The 19,785-nt window shown below is 70.6% G+C and carries 21 protein-coding genes; 15 read left to right on the top strand and 6 right to left on the bottom strand.

All coding sequences use genetic code 11. From position 1 onward, the window contains the following. The first annotated feature begins 96 nt into the window (after positions 1-96). Positions 97-1,032, top strand: a complete 936-nt coding sequence (gene pdxS / locus G406_RS0101050) for a pyridoxal 5'-phosphate synthase lyase subunit PdxS (protein ID WP_028932342.1) — start codon at positions 97-99, stop codon at positions 1,030-1,032. Between the two features lie 177 nt (positions 1,033-1,209). Here pdxS and G406_RS57705 read toward each other — a convergent pair whose 3' ends face one another. Further along, entirely contained in the window at positions 1,210-2,007 is a 798-nt protein-coding gene (locus G406_RS57705) for a hypothetical protein (RefSeq protein WP_028932341.1), read from the bottom strand. On the opposite strand from G406_RS57705, the gene G406_RS57700 reads away from it, so the two are divergent. Beyond that, positions 1,991-3,097 (top strand): right-handed parallel beta-helix repeat-containing protein, encoded by a 1,107-nt coding sequence (locus G406_RS57700; protein WP_169736560.1) that lies wholly within the window; start codon positions 1,991-1,993, stop codon positions 3,095-3,097. The two genes, G406_RS57705 and G406_RS57700, sit on opposite strands and share 17 nt — an antisense overlap. Before the next feature lie 4 nt (positions 3,098-3,101). Here G406_RS57700 and G406_RS0101030 read toward each other — a convergent pair whose 3' ends face one another. Beyond that, the gene (locus tag G406_RS0101030; RefSeq protein WP_028932340.1) at positions 3,102-3,656 is read right to left on the bottom strand and encodes a helix-turn-helix domain-containing protein; all 555 of its coding nucleotides are present in this window, start codon (positions 3,654-3,656) and stop codon (positions 3,102-3,104) included. Between the two features lie 55 nt (positions 3,657-3,711). Here G406_RS0101030 and G406_RS0101025 point away from each other — a divergent pair, with 55 nt between their 5' ends. Then, a complete protein-coding gene (locus G406_RS0101025) occupies positions 3,712-4,416 on the top strand; it encodes an AzlC family ABC transporter permease (RefSeq protein WP_028932339.1) in 705 nt (234 codons plus the stop codon). Beyond that, positions 4,413-4,721, top strand: a complete 309-nt coding sequence (locus G406_RS0101020; RefSeq protein WP_028932338.1) for an AzlD domain-containing protein — start codon at positions 4,413-4,415, stop codon at positions 4,719-4,721. Before G406_RS0101025 ends, G406_RS0101020 begins: the two co-directional genes overlap by 4 nt. 229 nt (positions 4,722-4,950) lie before the next feature. Here G406_RS0101020 and G406_RS0101015 read toward each other — a convergent pair whose 3' ends face one another. Next, positions 4,951-5,853, bottom strand: coding sequence for a M56 family metallopeptidase (locus G406_RS0101015; protein WP_028932337.1), 903 nt, complete (start codon positions 5,851-5,853; stop codon positions 4,951-4,953). Further along, entirely contained in the window at positions 5,850-6,191 is a 342-nt protein-coding gene (locus G406_RS0101010; RefSeq protein ID WP_028932336.1) for a BlaI/MecI/CopY family transcriptional regulator, read from the bottom strand. The genes G406_RS0101015 and G406_RS0101010 overlap by 4 nt, the downstream gene beginning before the upstream one ends. 78 nt (positions 6,192-6,269) lie before the next feature. Between G406_RS0101010 and G406_RS43940 the strand changes: the two genes are divergently transcribed. The 3 genes from G406_RS43940 to G406_RS0100995 all read left to right on the top strand — a co-directional run bounded on the left by G406_RS43940 (position 6,270) and on the right by G406_RS0100995 (position 10,312). Beyond that, complete coding sequence (locus G406_RS43940; RefSeq protein ID WP_051341271.1) at positions 6,270-7,595, top strand: cytochrome ubiquinol oxidase subunit I; 1,326 nt, start codon at positions 6,270-6,272, stop codon at positions 7,593-7,595. Continuing rightward, on the top strand, positions 7,592-8,599 hold the full coding sequence (locus G406_RS0101000; RefSeq protein ID WP_028932335.1) for a cytochrome d ubiquinol oxidase subunit II: 1,008 nt from the start codon (positions 7,592-7,594) through the stop codon (positions 8,597-8,599). Before G406_RS43940 ends, G406_RS0101000 begins: the two co-directional genes overlap by 4 nt. Positions 8,600-8,719: 120 nt before the next feature. Next, entirely contained in the window at positions 8,720-10,312 is a 1,593-nt protein-coding gene (locus tag G406_RS0100995; protein WP_028932334.1) for an APC family permease, read from the top strand. A gap of 32 nt (positions 10,313-10,344) precedes the next feature. Here G406_RS0100995 and G406_RS0100990 read toward each other — a convergent pair whose 3' ends face one another. Then, entirely contained in the window at positions 10,345-12,453 is a 2,109-nt protein-coding gene (locus G406_RS0100990) for an elongation factor G-like protein EF-G2 (protein WP_028932333.1), read from the bottom strand. Between the two features lie 122 nt (positions 12,454-12,575). On the opposite strand from G406_RS0100990, the gene pdxT reads away from it, so the two are divergent. Both pdxT and G406_RS0100980 read left to right on the top strand, forming a co-directional pair. Then, positions 12,576-13,211: a pyridoxal 5'-phosphate synthase glutaminase subunit PdxT gene (gene pdxT, locus G406_RS0100985; RefSeq protein ID WP_156934619.1), complete on the top strand. Its 636-nt coding sequence runs from the start codon at positions 12,576-12,578 to the stop codon at positions 13,209-13,211. Between the two features lie 43 nt (positions 13,212-13,254). Then, complete coding sequence (locus G406_RS0100980) at positions 13,255-14,013, top strand: YebC/PmpR family DNA-binding transcriptional regulator (RefSeq protein WP_028932331.1); 759 nt, start codon at positions 13,255-13,257, stop codon at positions 14,011-14,013. Here the strand turns inward: G406_RS0100980 and G406_RS43935 are convergent. Continuing rightward, a complete protein-coding gene (locus tag G406_RS43935; protein ID WP_084215683.1) occupies positions 13,962-14,594 on the bottom strand; it encodes a cupin domain-containing protein in 633 nt (210 codons plus the stop codon). The two genes, G406_RS0100980 and G406_RS43935, sit on opposite strands and share 52 nt — an antisense overlap. Before the next feature lie 90 nt (positions 14,595-14,684). Here G406_RS43935 and G406_RS43930 point away from each other — a divergent pair, with 90 nt between their 5' ends. The 6 genes from G406_RS43930 (at position 14,685) to G406_RS0100945 (ending at position 19,777) form a co-directional block, all read left to right on the top strand. Further along, on the top strand, positions 14,685-15,245 hold the full coding sequence (locus G406_RS43930) for a TetR/AcrR family transcriptional regulator (protein WP_051341269.1): 561 nt from the start codon (positions 14,685-14,687) through the stop codon (positions 15,243-15,245). A 142-nt stretch (positions 15,246-15,387) separates the two neighbouring features. Next, positions 15,388-16,401, top strand: a complete 1,014-nt coding sequence (locus G406_RS0100965) for a substrate-binding domain-containing protein (RefSeq protein WP_425414561.1) — start codon at positions 15,388-15,390, stop codon at positions 16,399-16,401. A 7-nt stretch (positions 16,402-16,408) separates the two neighbouring features. Next, a complete protein-coding gene (locus G406_RS0100960) occupies positions 16,409-17,389 on the top strand; it encodes an ABC transporter permease (protein ID WP_028932329.1) in 981 nt (326 codons plus the stop codon). Then, entirely contained in the window at positions 17,386-18,210 is an 825-nt protein-coding gene (locus tag G406_RS0100955; RefSeq protein ID WP_028932328.1) for an ATP-binding cassette domain-containing protein, read from the top strand. Before G406_RS0100960 ends, G406_RS0100955 begins: the two co-directional genes overlap by 4 nt. Continuing rightward, a complete protein-coding gene (locus tag G406_RS0100950; protein ID WP_037074590.1) occupies positions 18,207-19,148 on the top strand; it encodes a PfkB family carbohydrate kinase in 942 nt (313 codons plus the stop codon). The genes G406_RS0100955 and G406_RS0100950 overlap by 4 nt, the downstream gene beginning before the upstream one ends. Continuing rightward, positions 19,145-19,777, top strand: a complete 633-nt coding sequence (locus tag G406_RS0100945) for a nucleoside/nucleotide kinase family protein (RefSeq protein ID WP_028932326.1) — start codon at positions 19,145-19,147, stop codon at positions 19,775-19,777. The genes G406_RS0100950 and G406_RS0100945 overlap by 4 nt, the downstream gene beginning before the upstream one ends. Positions 19,778-19,785 lie beyond the last annotated feature (8 nt).

The following is a 19,785-nucleotide window of genomic DNA, read 5'->3' as shown; positions in this document are numbered from 1 at the left end:
CGGCTGCATCAGCCGGAGTTGTCGAGCATGCTCCCGAGCGAATTACACTTGGGTGTACCCCGATGGGTGCACTACCCGAATCCGAGAGGTCGTAGCGTGTCCGCCGAGCAACTCCCGTCCGATCGTTCCGAGTCGAGCGCCGCCACCGAGTCGCAGTTCGGCACCGCCCGCGTCAAGCGTGGCATGGCCGAGATGCTCAAGGGTGGTGTGATCATGGACGTGGTCACCCCGGAGCAGGCCAAGATCGCTGAGGACGCCGGTGCCGTGGCCGTGATGGCGCTCGAGCGGGTGCCCGCCGACATTCGCGCCCAGGGCGGCGTGGCACGGATGAGCGATCCGGACATGGTCGCCGGCATCGTCGACGCCGTGTCCATCCCGGTCATGGCCAAGGCCCGCATCGGGCACTTCGTCGAGGCGCAGGTCCTGCAGTCCGTCGGCGTCGACTACATCGACGAGTCCGAGGTGCTCACCCCGGCCGACGAAGCGCACCACATCGACAAGTGGGCCTACACCGTGCCGTTCGTGTGCGGCGCGACCAACCTGGGTGAGGCGCTGCGGCGCATCTCCGAGGGTGCCGCGATGATCCGCTCGAAGGGCGAGGCCGGTACCGGCAACGTCGTCGAGGCGACCCGGCACATGCGGTCCATCCGCGGCGAGATCCGCCGGCTGGGTGGGCTGGACACGGCCGAGCTGTTCGTCGCCGCCAAGGAGCTGCGCGCGCCGGTCGAGCTGGTGGCCGAGGTCGCGGCGGCAGGCAAGCTCCCGGTCGTGCTGTTCACCGCCGGTGGTATCGCCACCCCCGCCGACGCCGCGATGATGATGCAGCTCGGCGCCGAGGGTGTGTTCGTCGGTTCCGGCATCTTCAAGTCCGGCGACCCGGCGCGGCGCGCCGAGGCGATCGTCAAGGCCACCACGTTCTACGACGACCCGGACGTCATCGCCAAGGTGTCGCGCGGTCTCGGCGAGGCCATGGTCGGCATCAACCTGGGTGACCTGCCCGAGGGCCAGCGCTACGCCCAGCGCGGCTGGTAACACCGCTTTCTGATGGATCGGGCCGGCTCCTGCTCAGCGGGGGCCGGCCTTTTCGTGTGTTGTTTTCACCCACTCCCGAACCGATATCACTCTGCAGAGTCAGTGTTCACTCTTCTCGGTTAGGCGGGCGTGTCCTGACCAAGACTCTCGTGGTTATCGACATACGCTCCGTGTTCGTCAGGCGATGATCATGTCTCGCCCGATGAGTCGGGAAGGGGCCGTCATGCACGGGGGATCGGGGCTGGGGTCGAGTGCCCGCCGTAGGGAGCTGAAACGCAACCGCCGGGAGCGGGCCAGGGGCCTGGTCCCGGATGTCGCGGCGCCCGCGCGACCGCGCCGCTCCCGGAAGGGCTGGGTCGCGGTCGGTGTTCTCGCGGTGATCGCGGCGGGACCGCTGATGTGGCCGAAGCTCGCCGGCATGGCCACGTCCAACCTGCGGGCGGCCGACAGCAACATTCTGGCCAGGGGAACCGCCGGTACGGCGGTGGAGCTGCCCCAACAACCCGACCCGCCGGCCGCACAGGCCACGGTTGTGCCCTCGGTCGCGGCGCGTCCGCCCGTACAGCAGCAGCGACCGATGCTGCCCGTGCCTGCCGCTGTCCCCACCGCGGTGCCGTCACCGTCACTCAGACCCTCGCTGGCGCAACCCGCTCCGGTCTCGCGCGCGCCCAGGCCGCTGAGCAGCATCGCACCGACTCCGGTGCGGATGGCGCCCGGCATCCCCGGGGTGTCGCAGGTCATCGGCCAGGACGGTGCGAGCGCTCCGTCGAGCGGCTCGGTCCAGACGACTCCGGTTCCCACTCCGAGCTCACTACGTCCCGACGGCGCGTCGGCTCTGCCCCAACGTTCCACTACCTCCTCCCCGAGCAGCAGGCTCGCGCCCGGGCGGACGACGATCCCGAGCCGGGCGGCCTCGCCGAGCAGCTCCGCGACGACCAGCAGCTCGCCGGCGCCGATCGTGCTGCTTCCGGCCACGCCACTCCCGGACGACTCCTCGACCGCTTTCCAGGACCCCGAGCCTCAGGCGCGGTCCTCGGCCGTCACTTCCGCGCCGCCGTCGGCAGCTCAGACGCCCACCGTTCAGCCGAGGGCTGCCGCGCCGGGGTGGACGAACCCGATTCGGCCGGTCGCCGAGATCGAGCCCGCGGCTCCTGTCGTCGCCGACACCTCCTGTACGGGCGTGACCCGGCCGGTGCGCGACGGACCCAGCCTCATCGAGGCGCTGAACGGCGCCCGTGCCGGCGACGTGATCCAGCTGGCCGACGGCACCTACAAGGGGAACTTCACCGCGACCGCGCAGGGAACCGCGGACCGGCCCATCACGCTGTGCGGAACGAGGAACGCCGTGCTCGGCGGCACCGGCGGTTACGGGCTGCACCTCGACGGCGCCAGCCACTGGCGTCTCGCCGGGTTCACGATCCGGGGTGGGGCGAAAGGTCTGATGCTGGACCGCGCACAGTCCAACCTCGTCGAAGGGCTGCTGATCGAGCAGACCGGTGAGGAAGGTCTGCACCTGCGCATGGGCAGCAGTGACAACCTCGTGCGGGGCAACGAGGTGCGGCTCACCGGTCGCACCAGCGCGGAGTACGGCGAGGGCATCTACATCGGGAGCGCGCAGAAGAACTGGTCGAAGTTCGGCGACGGCCGGGGCGGCCCCGACCGGAGTGACCGCAACGTGATCGAGCTGAACACGGTCACCGACACGGTCGCGGAGAACGTCGACATCAAGGAAGGCACAACCGGTGGCATCCTGCGCGGCAACACCTTCTCCGGCAACGCGCTGGCCGGCGGGTTCGCCGACTCGTGGGTCGACATCAAGGGCAACAGCTGGACGATCGCCGACAACGTCGGAACCGACACCCCCGCCGATGGCTTCCAGGTGCACGAGATCGTCTCCGGCTGGGGTGTCGACAACCGCTTCGACAACAACAGCGCGACGCTGCGCGCGACGGGTTACGCGATCAACGTGACGAAGAACCCGCAGCGCAACGTGGTCAGCTGCACGAACAGGGTGACCGGAGGCCAGGGCCTGAGCAACGTCGCCTGCACTGGCGCGGGAGTCTGACGAGTTATCTGTACTCCATGACCATCACCGCCGCCGTGTTCGGTTCCAGTGCCCGGTAGGTGTGCGGGAGGTCGGCCCGGTAGCAGGCGTAGTCGCCGACGTCCAGCTCGATCTCCTCGCCCACCGGACCGCAGCGCAGGCGGCCGGCGATGACGACGTTGTGCTCCATCGTGCCGGGGATGTGCGGGTCGGCCTGCCGGTCGGCGCCGGGTTCCATCGTGACCAGGTGGATGTCGCGGCGCGCCCCGGGCGGACAGGTCGACAGGATGGTGCCGGTGAACACGGCCTGATCGGACGGCACGGGCACCCCGCCGCCCGCCCGGATCACTCGCACCGGTTGCTGCTCGGGCTCGACGACGCGACTGAACGGCACGCCGAGCGCGACCGCGAGCGCCCACAACGTCTCGACGCTGGGGTTACCGCTGCCCGACTCGAGCTGGGACAGCGTGGACTTGGCGATTCCGGCCTGCCGGGCCAGCTCGGTCAGGGACAGTCCGGCGCGTGCACGTTCGCGGCGGAGCGCTTCGGCGATTCCCGAGATGGGGTCTGTTCGGTTCACAAGTCTCTCTGTTCGGCTTGACGAACGGGCGGGGTTGCGTTCACCATGGGCGACTATGCGTTCGATATGGCGAACAGTACTACTCCGTGACGGAATTCGTGACGACATCCGGGACGCGTGTGCCCTCGGGGCGGCCATGGTGGTCGTCGGTGGGTCGTTCGGCGCGCTGGCCGCCTCGGCGCACATTCCGCTGGTGCTGATCTCGGCCATGTCGCTGTTCGTCTTCGCCGGTGGTTCGCAGTTCCTCGCGGTCGCGGTGATCGCGGCGGGCGGGGCTCCCGTCGCGGCGGTGCTCGGCGGGTTGCTGCTGAACCTGCGCCACCTGCCGTTCGGTCTCGCCGTCGGCGACCGGGTGGGGCGGTCCTGGCCCGCTCGTCTGGTGGGTACGCACCTGATGGTGGACGAGGTGGTGGCGTTCGCCCGATCCCGGCCGGACCCCGACGCCGCGCGCCGCGCCTACTGGACGCTCGGGGTGGTGATGTTCGTCGGCTGGAACAGTGGCACGGTGCTCGGGGCGCTACTCGGCGACGCGGTGCCGGACCCCGCCGTGCTCGGTGTCGACGCGGCGTTCCCGGCCGCGCTCCTCGCTCTGTTGTTGCCCGGCCTGCGTGAGGCGTCCGCTGCCCGGGTCGCGGTACTCGGTTCGGCGGCGGCGCTCCTGGCGACGCCGTGGGTACCCGCCGGTCTTCCGGTGCTGTGCGCACTGGTCGGTGTGGTTGCCGCGGGTCGTGGACGTCAGCCGGAAGCGGTGACGTCATGACCGGATGGGCGGTCGCCGCGCTCGGCGCGGGCACCTACGGGATCCGGCTCTCCGGCCTGCTGCTGCGCCGCCGGCTGACCATCCCGGACCGGGGCAAACGGCTCCTCGACCTGGCGGCGACCGCCCTGCTGACCGCTCTGGTCGCCACCGCCGCGCTCACCGAGGCCGCGGCGTTCGCGGGCTGGGCACGCCCCGCCGGAGTCCTGCTGGGCGCGCTGGCGGCGTGGCGCCGCCTGCCCCTGGTGCTGGTGGTCCTGATAGCGGCGGGCGCCACGGCGGCCTTCCGAGCCTGCGGCATCCACTGACTCCACTCCACCCCGCTCCACCCACTCCACCCCGCTCCACCCGCGCAGCCAGTGGCACGAATGTGGCTTTAGGGACGTTCAACGTCCCTAAAGCCACATTCGTGCCATCGGGGGAGGTGCAGATGGGGCTGTGGGTGCGGGTGGGGTTGTGCGGGGGGCGGCTGCGGGGGCGGCTGTGGGTGCGGGTGCGGGTGCGGGTGTGGGTGGGGGTAGGTGGGCTGGGTGGTTGTCAGGTGGCGAGGAGCGTGATCGTGGGGACCGCCACCAGGGCGAGGGCCGCCAGGCGGGGGAGTGCTCTGGCCAGCGGTGAGACGGGTGCGGCCTCGGGGTGCAGGCGGTCCAGGCGGCCGGTCACCGCTGAGGAGAAGGACGTCAGGTTCGCCGGTGTGGGGGTGGCTCCGGTGCCCGCGACCTGGCGCAGCGCGCCGGCCAGCGCGGCCTCGCCGGTGCGGTCGCGTGCCACGTCGTCGGCTCGCATCTCGACGAGCGCGGCCACGGCTGCCTGGGCGCAGGCCATGCCCGGCACCCAGGGCGCGGTGGCCCCCCACGCGACGAAGGGCAGCACCACCAGGTCGTGGCGTTCACGCAGGTGGGCGCGTTCGTGCGCCAGGACCGCGTCGAGCTCGTCGGGGGCCAGCGCGGCGAGGGTTCCTTCGCTGACCACCAGCCGCGAACGCAACCCGGGCAGGCAGTAGGCCACCGGCAGCGGATGGGCCAGCACTCGGGCGCCCGCCATCGAGGGCCACGGGGTGGCCAGCACGTCGAGCAGGTCCCGATGACGTCGTCGCGCCTTCAGTGTGCGCACGACTGCCAGGAGGAGCACGCCGAACAGTCGGCCTGCCAGCAGGACCGCCACGCCCAGTGCCAGCAGGTGGTCGATCCCGATGTCCGTGAGGGAGCGCATCGACGGGAGGGCGCCGGCCGCCGCAGGCAGCGAGTCACCGAGTGGGGCGAGCCCGTAGGTGACGCCGGCTCCGACCAGTGCCAGTCCGCCGGCCAGCCCGATCGCCTGCCACAACAGCAGGGCACCGATCGGGTCGCGGGCCGGCCACCGGGCACGCGCCAGCGCCCGGCTGGCCGGTTCGGCCAGCACCACACCCAGCGCGAGCAGCGCGATCGCGGTCGTCCTCACCGCAGCAGGTCTCGCAGCGCGGCCTGGTCGTGCGCCGGCATGTCACCGAGAAAACGCGCGAGCACGGCACCTCGGTCCGGCGCGCCGTCCAGCGCGTCGCGCATCAACGCCGCGATGTGGTGCTCCCGGCTCGCGGCGGCACGGTAGCGGTGTGCCCGGCCGTCCTTCGTCCTGGCGACCAGACCCTTGCGGTCGAGCCTGCCGAGCACGGTCAACACCGTGGTCGTGGCCAGGTCGCGGTCGGCGAGCGCGTCCTGGACATCGCGTGCGGTACAGGGCTCCGGGGAGGCCCACAGCACGTCCATGACGGCACGTTCCAACTCACCGAGGCTCGCCATGGCCCTCCTTCGTCATCGTGATGACCGTCATTCTACAAGAGGTAGAACTTCTACGAGTTGTAGAAGTACGGTGGTTGCATGATCGATGACCTGACCGCCGCCCGGGAACAGATGGAGCTCTCGCTGAGCTTCCACATCGTGTTCGCGGTTCTCGGGGTGGGCATGCCCTGGTTGATGCTGTTCGCCGAGTGGCGCGGCCTGCGCACCGGCGACGAGCGCTGGACCGCGCTGGCCAAGCGCTGGTCGAAGGCGGTGGCCGTGCTGTTCGCGGTCGGCGCCGTGTCCGGCACCGTCCTCTCGATCGAGTTCGGCCTGTTGTGGCCGAAGTTCATGGCCGAGTTCGGCGCCGCGATCGGGTTGTCGTTCACCCTCGAGTCGTTCGCCTTCTTCATCGAGGCCATCTTCCTGGCGCTGTACCTGTACGGCTGGAAGCGGCTGAGCCCGAGGGCCCACCTGCTCACGGCCGTGCCGGTGGCGCTCGGCGGTATGGCGTCGGCGCTGTTCGTGACCACCGCGAACGCCTGGATGAACGGCCCGGTCGGGCTGGTCGCCGGGCCGGACGGCCGCTTGGTCGCCACCGAGCCGCTGGGTCCGTTCATGGCGCCGACCGCCGGGCCGCAGCTCGTCCACATGGGGTTCGCCGCGCTGATGTGCACCGGCCTCGCCGTCTCGGCCGTCTACGCGGTGGCGATGCTGCGGGATCCCGCCAAACGGGACGGCTACCACCGCCGGGGCCTTGCCGCCGGCGCCGCGCTCGGTCTCGCCTGCGCGCCGCTGCAGGTCCTGGTCGGCGACTGGGCGACACGTGTGGTCGCGGACGTCCAGCCGGCGAAGTTCGCCGCGATGGAGAGCCTGAGCCACACGATGGACGGCGCCCCGTTCCACGCGGGCCCGATCGAGATCCCGAACGCGCTGTCGCTGCTGCTGCACTTCGACCCGAACGCGCGGGTCGTCGGCATGGACGCGATCCCGCCGCTGGACCGTCCGCCGATCGCCTCGGTGCACGCCGCGTTCCAGATCATGGCCGGCATCGGGACCGCGCTGATGGCACTCGCGGCATGGGCGCTGTGGCTGTACCTGCGTCACCGCCGAGGTGCGCAGCACCCGACCCGAGGGCGCGGCTTCCTGCTGGCCATGGCACTCGCCGGACCGGCACCGTTCGTCGCGCTGATCGCCGGCTGGATCGTGACCGAGGTCGGGCGCCAGCCGTGGATCGTCTACCGCGTCATGCGCGTCCCCGACGCGCTCACCACCCAGACCGGGCTCGCCACATACCTCTATGTGACCGCCGCCGTGTACCTGGTGCTCGCGGTCGCACTGGTGGCGATCCTGCGCCGGATCGCCCGGGGCCCGACGCCTCCCGACCCGACGACGATCCGACTCAAGGACGAGGTGGCGGCATGACCGCGATCGACGGGCTGGCACTGGTGGTGTTCGTCGGACTGGCCGCGTACGCGGTGCTCGGCGGCGCGGACTTCGGTGCCGGGCTGTGGGACCTGAGTCGCAACCGACCGCAGCGCGAGCTCGTGTCGAAAGCGATGGCCCCGGTCTGGGAGGCCAACCACGTCTGGCTGATCTTCGTGGTGATCACCCTGTTCACCGGCTTCCCCGGCGCGTTCGGCGCCCTGTCCCGTGCGCTGGTCGCGCCGGTGTCGGTCGCACTGCTCGGCATCGTGCTGCGTGGCGCGGCGTTCGTGTTCCGCCAGTACGGGGCCCCGCACGGCGGGACACCGGTGCGGGGCACGGCACTCTGGGGCCGCGTGTTCGCGATCGCCTCGCTGGTCACGCCGTTCGCGTTCGGCACGGCGGCGGGTGCGCTGGCGGGTGGACAGCTGCGCCCGGACGGCTCGGCGGGACTGTGGCGACCGTTCCTCGAGCCGTTGCCGCTGGTCGCGGGCCTGCTGGCGGTGAGCTGCTGTGTGTACCTCGCGGCCGTCTACCTCACCAGGGACGCGGAACGCATCGGCTCGCCGACGCTCGTCGTGCGTCTGCGCCGGCGGGCGCTGGTCACCGGTGTGCTGTCCGGTGCCCTCGCGTTGGCCGCACTGCCGCTGCTCCCGCCGGAGATGACCGGGGAGCTGCGGGGGGTGGGTCTTCCCGCGGTCGCGGTGTCGGCGACCGGGGGAGTGCTCGGTCTGGTGCTGCTGTGGCGCAGACACCACTCGCTGGCCAGGGTCGCCGCCGCGGCGGCCCCCGCGGGCCTTCTGGCGGGCTGGGCGATCGCGCTGCACCCGTGGGTCATGCCCGGCGCGATGCGCCTGACCGACTCGGCCGCGCCACCGGTGATCGCCGGCCCTGTCCTGGGCGTCCTGCTGACGGGCCTGGCCCTGATAGCGCCCGGCTACCTGTTCATGGTCCGAGTCCTCCGCGCCCAGCCCGACGAACCCGAGCAGCTCGCACAGACCTAGTGCACGCCGCACAGAGGCCGGGGCCTCTGTGCGGCGTAGAGAAACTCTGTGCGAGCTGCCGTTGCTGTCGGAGAAAGGTCAGAACCTGCACGTCCTGGTGAAAGCGCTCACACTCGTTCGATGACCGCGATACTCGACTCCGGGCAGAACGAGGACGCCAAACTCCGCAAGACACTCGGCTACTGGTCATTGGTCGCCACCGGGCTCGGCAGCGTGATCGGCTCGGGATGGCTGTTCTCCGCGATGTACGCGGCGCAGTCCGCGGGCCCCGCCTCGCTCATCGCGTGGGTGATCGGCGGGCTGTTGATGCTGGCCGTCGCGCTGGTGTTCGCCGAGCTGGGCATCGCGCACCCGGAGTCGGGCGGCCTGGTCCGCTATCCGCTGTACTCCAACGGGCGGTTCGCGGCCAGCATCGTCGGCTGGAGCATGTGGGTCTGCTACCTCGGCAACCCGCCGACCGAGGCGGCCGGTGTGCTGCAGTACGCGAGTTCCTACATTCCGGGTCTCTACCAGGACAAGCAGCTCACCGGGCTGGGCATCGGGGTGGCGATCGTCCTGATGGCGATCTTCGTGGCGATCAACTACTTCGGTGTGGAGCTGTTCGCGAGGACGAACAACGTCGTCACCGCGATCAAGGTGCTGATCCCGACCGCGACCGTCGTGCTGCTGATCGCGTCCGGCTTCGACAGCACCAACATCACCGGGCACGGCGGGTTCGCGCCGTACGGCTACGGCGCGGCGCTGAGCACGATCGCCACCGCCGGCATGATGTTCGCGTACACCGGCTTCCGCAACATCGTCGAGCTGTCCGGTGAGGTGAAGAACCCGCGCAAGCACATCCCGGCCGCGCTGGTCACCACGATCCTGACGACGATCGTGCTGTACCTGGGACTGCAGGTGGCGTTTCTCGGCGCCGTGCCCAGCGGGATGCTCGGCGCCGGCTGGCACGGGGTCAACTTCGACTCGCCGTTCGCGCAGCTGGCCATGCTGCTCGGGTTGAGCTGGCTGTACTGGACACTCATCGCCGACTCGATGCTCTCCCCGTCCGGCGCGGGCATCTGCTACACCGCGTGCAACGCCCGTAACGCGTTCGGCCTGGCCAAGAACGGTTTCTTCCCCAGCTGGGTGCGCACCGTGAACGAGCGCTGGGGTGTGCCGACCAGGGCGCTGATCCTGAACTTCGTGGTCGGCATGCTGTTCCTGCTGCCGCTGCCCAGCTGGCACAAGATCGTCGGGGTGACCGGCACGCTCGTCGTGTTCACCTTCTCCATCGGCTCCGTGAGCCTCCTGGCGTTCCGCAGGACCGGGGTGACGACGCGGGCCAACCAGCTGCCCGGCCTGGGGATCATCTCGCCGATCGCGTTCGTGGTCAGTGCACTGGTCATCTACTGGGTGGACTGGCCGACCCTGGCCGAGACCATTCCGATCGTGGTGGCCGGGCTGGTCTGGTACGCGGTCACCTGGGTACGCCAGCGCCACGGGTTCGAGGAGCTGCGCGGCGGCCTGTGGCTGCTGGTCTACCTCGCGTTCCTCTACGCGATGTCGTCGATCGGCAGCTTCGAGGGCGTAGGTCTGATCAAGGGCCCGTGGGACTCGCTGATCGTCGCGGTGGTGGCCATGGCGATCTACTTCTGGGGCACCGCGAGCGGCACCGCCTACCTGCGGGCCCACCCCGACGTGATGCGCAGGGTCGACGCCCCCGATCCCTCGTGAGTGTTGAGTATGGCCATAGCCACACTCAACACTCACGAGGTGGGTGGGGCCTGCTCGTAGCGGGCGAAGCGACGGGTGAACGTCGCGGTGCCTGAGGTCAGTGCGCGGACGTCCACCGCGTAGCGCAGCAGCTCCACCGAGGGGACCTCGGCGCGGACCACCGTGCGGCCGCCGCCGGGAGCCGTGTCGTCGATGTCGGTACCCAGCACACGACCGCGTCGTGCCGACAGGTCGCCCAGGATGCTGCCCAGGTGCTCGTCGGGAATGGCGACGGTGACCTCGTCGACCGGTTCGAGCAGCACGCTGCCGCAGCTGCTCGCGGCCTCACGCAGCGCGAGCGCTCCGGCCGTCTGGAACGCCGCGTCCGACGAGTCGACGCTGTGTGCCTTGCCGTCGACCAGCGTGAAGCGCAGATCGACGAGCGGGACGCCCTCGGTCAGACCGCGCTCCATCTGCGCGCGGACGCCCTTCTCCACACTCGGGACGTACTGGGTCGGCACCGAACCACCGACCACCTTGGACACGAACTCGAACCCGGAACCCCTCGGCAGCGGCTCGACCTCGACGTGGCAGATCGCGAACTGGCCGTGCCCTCCGGACTGCTTGACGTGCCGCCCGGTCGCCTTCCCCGGCTGCGCGAACGTCTGGCGCAGCGCGACGCGCACCGGCTCGGTGTCGACCTCTGCGCCGCCGGCCCGCAGCCGGGACAGCACGACGTCCGCGTGCGCCTCGCCCATGCACCACAGCACCGTCTGGTGGGTCTCCTGGTTGCGTTCCAGCCGCAGCGTCGGATCCGAGGCGACGAGCCGGGCGAGGGTCTTGACCAGCGCGTCCTCGTCGCCCCGGGTGTGCGCGACGACCGCGACCGGCAGCAACGGGTCCGGCAGCTCCCACGGGTCGAGCAGCAGCGGGTGGTTGCTGGCCGAGACGGTGTCCCCGGTCTCCGCGGAGTTCAGCTTGGTGAGCGCGCAGATGTCGCCCGCGACGCAGTTGGGGATCTCGCGCAGGGACGAACCCAGTGGTGAGTAGATGTGCGCGAGTCGTTCGTCGCCGTCGTGGTCGTTGGCCTCGCCGTTGGTGCTGAGACCGTGCCCGGACACGTGCACCGTGCCCTCCGGGCGCAGCGTGCCGGAGAACACCCTGACCAGCGACACCCGGCCGACGTAGGCGTCGGCGGAGGTGCGGACCACCTCGGCGGCCAACGGCCCGGTCGGGTCGGCCGACAGGGCGGGATGGGTCGAACCGTCGGGTGCGCTCACCGGCGGCAGCGGGTGCTCGACGGGGGAGGGGAAGCCACGCACGATCAGTTCCAGCAGCTCGGGCAGACCAGTGCCGGACGATGCACAGACCGGCACCACCGGGTGGAAACTGCCCTGGCACACCGCCTTCTCCAGGTCGGCGATCAGGACGTCGGTCTCGATCTCCTCGCCCTCGAGGTAGCGGTCCATGAGCGACTCGTCCTCGCTCTCGGCGATGATTCCCTCGATGAGGGTGTTCCTGGCGTCCTCCGCGTCGGGCGGGGCGGAGTCGACGGTCCCGCCGCTGACGGTCCGGGACAGCAGGCCGTAGAGACCGCTGAGCCGGCCGGCGTCGCGCATCGGCAGGTACAGCGGCAGCACCCCGCCGCCGAAGGCCTGCCGGCAGCTGTCGATCTCGACCTCGAGATCGGCGCGCTGGTGGTCGCAGCGGGCGACGATGACACCGCGCGGCATGCCGACAGCAGCGCATTCGGCCCACAGCGACACGGTGGCGGCGTCGATACCGCCGTCGGCTCCTTCGGCGGCGCTCACCACGAAGAGCGCGGCGTCGGCGGCGCGCAGACCGGCGCGGACCTCGCCGACGAAGTCCCCGTACCCGGGGGTGTCGATCAGGTTGATCTTGACGCCGTCGTGGCGCAGGGGGGCGACGGAGAGTGCGACCGAGCGCTGCTGGCGGACCGCGGCGGGGTCGTGGTCGCAGATGGTGCTGCCCTCGCCGATCGTGCCGGCCCGGGGAATCACGCCGGTCGAGGCCAGCAGTGCCTCGACGAGCGTCGTCTTCCCGGCACCGGACGGTCCGACCAGGGCCACGTTCCGAATCGCTGTCGGGTCGCCGGCCATGATCGCCCCGGTCACCTGGCCGGCGTCAGCTCTGACCGCCATGACAACCACCTCCGATTAGTCTCTCGTTAACCCCTCCCTCATGTGTCCGATCTCACACCCGTTGCCGGGTGGGGACAAGGGGTTCAGCGGGTCTCGATCGGTGCTCGCCTACCCTGGCGACCATGACGACCGTCGGCGTGCTCGCCCTACAGGGCGACGTTCGCGAACACCTTGCCGCGTTGAGTGACTCCGGAGTCCGGGCCGTGTCGGTCCGCCGGCCGAGCGAGCTGGACGCGGTGGACGCACTCGTACTCCCCGGTGGCGAGTCGACCACCATGAGCCGCCTGCTGGAGACCTTCGAACTGCTGGAGCCGCTGCGCGCCCGGATCGCCGACGGCATGCCCGCCTACGGCTCGTGCGCCGGCATGATCCTGCTGGCCGGCACGGTGCTCGACGGCCGCCCGGACCAGAAACAGCTGGGTGGCCTCGACGTCGTCGTGCGGCGCAACGCGTTCGGCCGTCAGGTCGACTCGTTCGAGACCGACCTGAGCATGACCGGCCTCGAAGGGGGTCCGGTGCACGCCGTGTTCATCAGGGCACCGTGGGTCGAATCGGCGGGCCCGGACGTCGAAGTGCTGGCTACGGTGCCGCGCCGACCGGAGGCGGGAGAGGCCGAGGGTAGGATCGTTGCGGTTCGGCAGGGGATGGTGCTGGCTACCGCGTTCCATCCCGAGCTGACCGGTGACGGGCGGGTTCATCGCCTGTTCTGCGACCTGGTCCGAGGCGGTACCCGATCACTGGACACGGCGATCGGCTAGCCCCCGGACGTACACACGGCTCAACGCTGAGGAAGGGGCATCCGTGAGCGGCCATTCCAAGTGGGCGACCACCAAGCACAAAAAGGCCGCCATCGACGCCAAGCGCGGCAAGATGTTTGCCAAGCTGATCAAGAACGTCGAGGTGGCCGCGCGCAACGGTGGGGGAGACCCGGCGGGTAACCCGACGCTCTACGACGCGATCCAGAAGGCCAAGAAGAGCTCCGTCCCGAACGACAACATCGACCGCGCGGTCAAGCGCGGCTCGGGCGCGGACGGCGCCGGCGCGGACTACCAGTCGATCACCTACGAGGGCTACGGCCCGAACGGCGTTGCCGTCCTCGTCGAGTGTCTGACCGACAACCGCAACCGCGCCGCCTCCGAGGTGCGCACCGCGATGACCCGCAACGGCGCCAACATGGCCGACCCGGGCTCGGTGGCCTATCTGTTCACCCGCAAGGGCGTCGTGATCGTGCCGAAGTCGGACACGGTGTCCTCGGAGGACGACATCCTGCTCGCGGTACTGGAGGCCGGCGCCGAGGAGGTCAACGACCTCGGCGAGTCCTACGAGGTCGTCTCCGAGGCCACCGACATGGTCCCGGTGCGTACGGCGTTGCAGGAGGCCGGCATCGACTACGACTCTGCCGACCTGACCTTCCTGCCGTCGGTCTCGGTCGAGCTGGACGCCGACGGCGCACGCAAGGTCTTCAAGCTGATCGACGCCCTCGAGGACAGCGACGAGGTCCAGAACGTCTACGCGAACTTCGACGTCTCCGACGAGGTCATGGCCGAGGTCGACGCCTGACGCCCCACCCCGCGAGTCGGGCTCCCCGACTCGCGGGGGTTGGGCGTGCGGTCGGCGCCGATGGCGATGCCGACGATCGTGCAGGGCTCGGTGCCGCGGTTGCGCCAGGCGTGTCGGGTGCCGTTCTGGACGACCACGTCGCCCGCCCGCAGGACCGTCTGCTCGCCGTCGTCGAGCTCCAGCGTCGCCTCGCCGGATACGACCAGGATGTAGTCGATGCTGTCGGTGGTGTGCATCCCAGGGGTGTCGGGTTCCATGGGGGCTGTCGCGCCCGGCATCCGCCGTTCCAGCTCGTCCAGGGCCGTGGCCATGTCGACGTCCGGGGGTGGCACTGGCTCGCCCGGCGGAAATGTATTGATCATGAAGCGTGAGCCGCTCGTGGGCGGGTAGTACGCGTGCGCGCCGCGCGGTGAGCCGTCGTCGGGGAACGTGGGGCGCTCGTCCCGGCCCCACAGCCGGTAGAAGGCGTAGCCGGGCAGTATCTCGGACGTGATCGGCTCGACGTCCCGGTCGTCGACGACCCGGGCCTTTCCGTCGGTGTCGTGCCCGGTGACCACTCGGCGAATCCTGGCGTGTTCCATGCAGGCAACCCTTTGATACGGTGGCGTATTGATACGCTACCGTATCCTGGGCTCGCGGGACCGTCAATACGCTGGCGTATCCTGCTGCCCGTGGCGAACGAGTCGGCCCGGTTGTCGGCCCAGGACTGGGCGCGTGCCGCGCTGAAGGCGATCGCGCGGGGCGGGCTCACCTCGGTCGCGGTCGAACCGCTCGCGCGGACGCTCGGCGTGACCAAGGGCAGCTTCTACGCGCACTACCGCAACCGGGACGAGCTGATCACGGCGGCGCTCGACGAGTGGGTGCGCAGCCACGGCGACGACGGACTCGCCGCGTTCGCCGCGATCGCCGATCCGGCACAGCGACTGCGTGAACTGCTCACCGTCGTCGTGCACGCGGTCCAGCCGCTGGCCCCGTCGGTGCACCTGAGCCTGCTCGGCGACCGCAACGATCCCCGGGTCGCGGACGCGGTCCGAGGGGTGAACCGGGCCCGCTTGGACCTTCTGGCTCGTACCTACGGCGAGCTGGGTCTGCCCCCGGACCGAGCGGCCTCCCGCGCACGGGTCGCCTACGCGGCCATTCTCGGCCTGATGCAGCTGGCCCAAACCGACCCCGACGCCCCGCCCGCCGCCCTCCTGGCCGATGAGGCGACCGCGGCCTTCCTGTCGCCATGACGGACGGGTTGCGCAAGTTTTCGCCATTTGGGGGGCGCGCCAGTCGATCAGTACTCTTAACCTTCTCCCACACCCGGCCGAGCCGCTGAGGGGGACGGCATCCGACTCGGGTTCTCGACTCGACAAGGAGGTCGTCGCCGTGGTGGGACGTTCGCGGACACTGATCAAGCTGGTGCTCATCGGTTCGGTAGCGGTGCTGTGCGCGGCGGGGTGCACCTCGCAACGCACGGGCGGGGGCGGTTCCGACGCCTCGTCCGGCCCGATCAAGATCGGGCTGGTCACGAAGACCGACACCAACCCGTACTTCGTGACACTGCGCGAGGCGGCCAAGGCGGCCGCGCAGCAGCAGGGTGCGGAGCTGGTCGCGCTCGCCGGCAAGTTCGACGGGGACAACGAGGGCCAGGTCTCGGCCATCGAGAACCTCGTGCAGCAGGGCGTCAAGGGCATCCTGATCACGCCGAGCAACTCCGGCGGCATCATCAACGCGCTCAAGCAGGCCAAGGACCGGGGCATCACGGTCATCGCGCTGGACACCGAGACCGACCCCAAGGACGCGGTCGACGCGACCTGGGCGACCGACAACACGAGCGCAGGCGAGAAGCAGGGCGCCTACGTCAAGGCCGCGCTGAACGGTGCCGAGCCGAAGCTGCTCATGGTCAACGGCACCCCGGGCGCCGCGGTCGACACCCAGCGGCACACCGGTTTCCTCAAGGGGATCGGACTGGCCGAGGGCGCCCCGCAGATCGTCGGCGCCGGCGACGCGAACGGCGACCAGAACATCGCCCAGCAGGTCACCGAGAACCTGCTGCAGCGCTCCACCGACGTCAACGCCGCGTACACGATGAACGAGCCGATCGGCCGCGGCGTCTACGCGGCGCTGGCCGCGAAGAACCTCACCGGCAAGGTCGTCATCGGTTCGATCGACGGCGGCTGCCAGGGCGTCGCGGACGTCAAAGCCGGCAAGTACGCCGCGACCGTCATGCAGTTCCCGAAGAAGATGGCGGCCGAAGGTGTCGCCGCGGTGGTCAACTTCGCCAAGACCGGCACCAAGGCCAGCGGTTTCCACGACACCGGCTCCGAGCTGATCACGGACAAGCCGGTCGCGGGTCTGCCGTCGAAGGACACCACCTACGGTGCCCAGAACTGCTGGGGCTGATCCTTCGATGAGCACGGTGGTAGGACAGCGGCGCCGGGTCACCGTCTCCGACCTGGTGCTGCAGTACCCCGCGTTGGGGCCGAGCTGCGCGCTGCTGCTGGCCCTCGTGGTGTTCTCGCTGATCACCAACACGTTCCTCAGCGCGGACAACCTCAGCCTCGTGGTGCAGCAGTCGCTCGTGGTCGGGACGCTGGCTCTCGGCCAGACACTGATCATCCTGACCGCCGGCATCGACCTGGCCAACGGCGCGATCATGGTGTTCGGCACGCTGCTCATCGCGAAGCTCGCCGGCGCCGGTGGGTTCGGCGCGCTGGTGGCCGGTGTCGTGCTGTGCGCCGTGGTCGGGTCGATCTCCGGTCTGCTGGTCACCTCGCTGCGGCTGCCGCCGTTCATCGTGACGCTCGGCATGCTGACCGTGGTCGCGGCGTCAGCACGCATCTACGCGGCCGGGCAGAGCTACCCGATCGGCGGCGGCCTGCTCACCGTCCTCGGGCAGCGCTTCTACCTGTTCGGGCAGATCGAGCTGACCGTCGGGATGCTGCTCGCGCTGATCATGTTCGGGCTGGTCTGGTACGGGCTGACCCGCACCGCGTGGGGCAGACACGTCTACGCGCTCGGCAACGACCCGGAGGCCGCGCGGCTGACCGGTATCCACGTCAACCGCACCCTGTTCAGCGTGTACCTGCTGGCCGGGGTGATCTACGGGTTCGCCGCCTGGCAGGCGCTCGGCCGCATCCCCAATGCGGACCCGAACGCCTACCAGACCGGCAACCTGGACAGCATCACCGCCGTCGTGATCGGTGGCACGAGCCTGTTCGGCGGCCGGGGCGGGGTGCTGGGCACGCTGGTCGGCGCGTTGATCGTGAGTGTGCTGCGCAGCGGGCTCACCCAGGCCGGCATCGACGAGCTGTACCAGGACGTGGCGACCGGCCTGTTGGTCATCCTCGCCGTCGCGCTGGACCAGCTGGCCAGGAGGAGGTCCCGGTGAGCGATCCGAGCGACGCGGTGCTGCGGGCCGAGGGCCTGGTCAAACGCTACGGCAGCGTGACCGCGATCGACGGTGCCGACTTCGACCTGCGCCGGGGCGAGGTCCTCGCGGTGATCGGGGACAACGGCGCGGGCAAGTCCAGCCTGATCAAGGTGCTGTGCGGCGCGACCATCCCGGACGAGGGGACCGTCTGGCTGGACGGGCAGGAGGTGCGGTTCCACTCGCCACTCGATGCACGCAAGGCGGGCATCGAGACCGTCTACCAGAGCCTCGCCGTCGCGCCGGCCATGGACATCGCGGGCAACCTGTTCCTGGGCAGGGAACGCCGCAGGAAGGACCTGTTCGGGACCCTGTTCCGGACGCTGGACCGGCGCGGCATGCGGCAGGAGGCGCAGCGCCAGCTCGACGCGCTCGGTGTGGCGACCGTGCAGAACATCGGTCAGCTGGTCGAGACGCTGTCCGGTGGTCAACGTCAGGCCGTCGCGGTGGCCAGGGCGGCGATGTTCGCCAGCAAGCTGGCGATCATGGACGAGCCGACGGCCGCGCTCGGCGTGCGGGAGTCGTCGATGGTGCTGGACCTGATCCGGCGAATTCGGGACAGCGGGCTGCCGGTTGTGTTGATCAGCCATAACATGCCGCACGTGTTCGAGATCGCGGATCGGATCCATGTACATCGGTTGGGCAAGCGGGTCGCGGTGGTCAAACCGGACGACTACGCGATGAACGAGGTGGTGTCGCTCATGACCGGTGCGTTGCGGCTCACCGAGAGCGGCGAGCTGGTCGACCAGAAGGCCGAGCTCAACCACCGGCCGGCCGAGTGAACCGGTCGCCGCGCGGCATCGTGCTGTGTGTCGGGCTGACCACGCTCGACGTCGTGCACCACGTGTCCGGGCCGCCGACCTGGGGACGCAAGGAGCGGTCGGTCGGTGGTGAGCTGGTGGCGGGCGGACCCGCCGCCAATGCCGCGGTCACCGCCGCGGCGCTGCTGGGACGTGCCCGGCTGGTCACCGCGATCGGGGACGGTCCGGTGACGACCGCGGTGCACGCCGACCTGGCGGAGCACGGCGTCGAGGTCGTGGACCTCGCGCCGCCGGGCTGGCGGCTACCCGTGGCCAGCGCGCTCGTCGACGTGCACACCGGTGACCGGACGGTCGTCTCGCCGGGTGCACTGGGCAACCGGGGTGTCGAGGCGACCGCCGTCGTCAACCGGGTCCTCGACGGCGCGGGCGCGGTCCTGGTGGACGGCCACCATCCCGCGGTCGCCGCCCGGGTCGCCACCCTCGCGGCGCAGGCGAACGTCCCGGTGCTGCTGGACGCCGGCAGCTGGAAGGACGAGGTCGCCCGCCTGCTGCCCCGGATCGAGGTGGCGGCCTGCTCGGCGGACTTCACCCCGCCCGACGGCAGACGAGCCGGCGATGACCCGTACGGCGTCGCCGACCACCTGCATCGGCGCGGCGTGCCGACGGTGCTGGTGACGGACGGCCCGAGGCCGGTCCGGTGGAGCACCCTCGACGGCGAGCGCGGCGGCGTCGAGGTGCCCCGGGTGCGGCCGGTGGACACGCTCGGCGCCGGGGACGTGTTCCACGGCGCGCTCGCGGCGGCCGTCGCCGGGGGAGCGGCGTCGGTGCACGCCGCCGCGTCGTTCGCCTCCAGGGTCGCCGCGATCAGATGCGGTCGGCTGGGTGCGCGCGCCTGGCTCGATGAGGCCGAGCTGAGCGCGGCCGCGACGGAGCTGGCCGGTCTGGCCAGGGCCCGGTGAGCCCGCTCGCCGAGGAGCACGTGACGCGGGCCTGTCGGCTGGCCGGGCGAGGGCGTGCACTGCTGGGCATCGCGGGGCAGCCCGGCGGCGGCAAGTCCACGTTCGCCGAGGCGCTGCTGGCCGAGGTCAACGCCAAGGGTGTGCGTGCCGCGCTGGTCGGGATGGACGGGTTCCACATCGCCGACCGATCCCTGCGCGAGCTGGGGCTCAGAGAGGTCAAGGGCGCTCCGGAGACGTTCGACGCCGCCGGCTACGTGGCGATGCTGCGCAGGTTGCGCGACCCGGCCGAGCAGCTGGTGTGGGCGCCGGAGTTCCGCAGGGAGATCGAGGACGCGATCCAGTCGGCGGTCCCGGTGCCGTCCGAGGTCGAGCTGGTCATCACCGAGGGCAACTACCTGTTGCTCGACGGCCCGTGGGGGTCGGTCCGCGACCTGTGCGACGAGGTGTGGTTCGTCGATGTCGACGACGACCTGCGCAAACGCAGGCTCGCCGCGCGTCACGAGTTCTACGGCCGCACCCCCGAGGAGGCCTGGGAACGGACGCTGGGCTCGGACGAGCGCAACGCCCGCACGGTCGCTGAGACCAGGCTCCGCGCCGATCTGGTAGTCACGATGTCGGATATCGGATGACCGAGGGG

Source organism: Actinospineispora spinosispora DSM 44797 (assembly GCF_000429025.1).
GTDB lineage: Bacteria > Actinomycetota > Actinomycetes > Mycobacteriales > Pseudonocardiaceae > Pseudonocardia > Pseudonocardia spinosispora.
The sequence above is the reverse complement of the archived record's forward strand: the minus strand, read 5'-3'. Positions and strand labels throughout refer to the sequence as shown.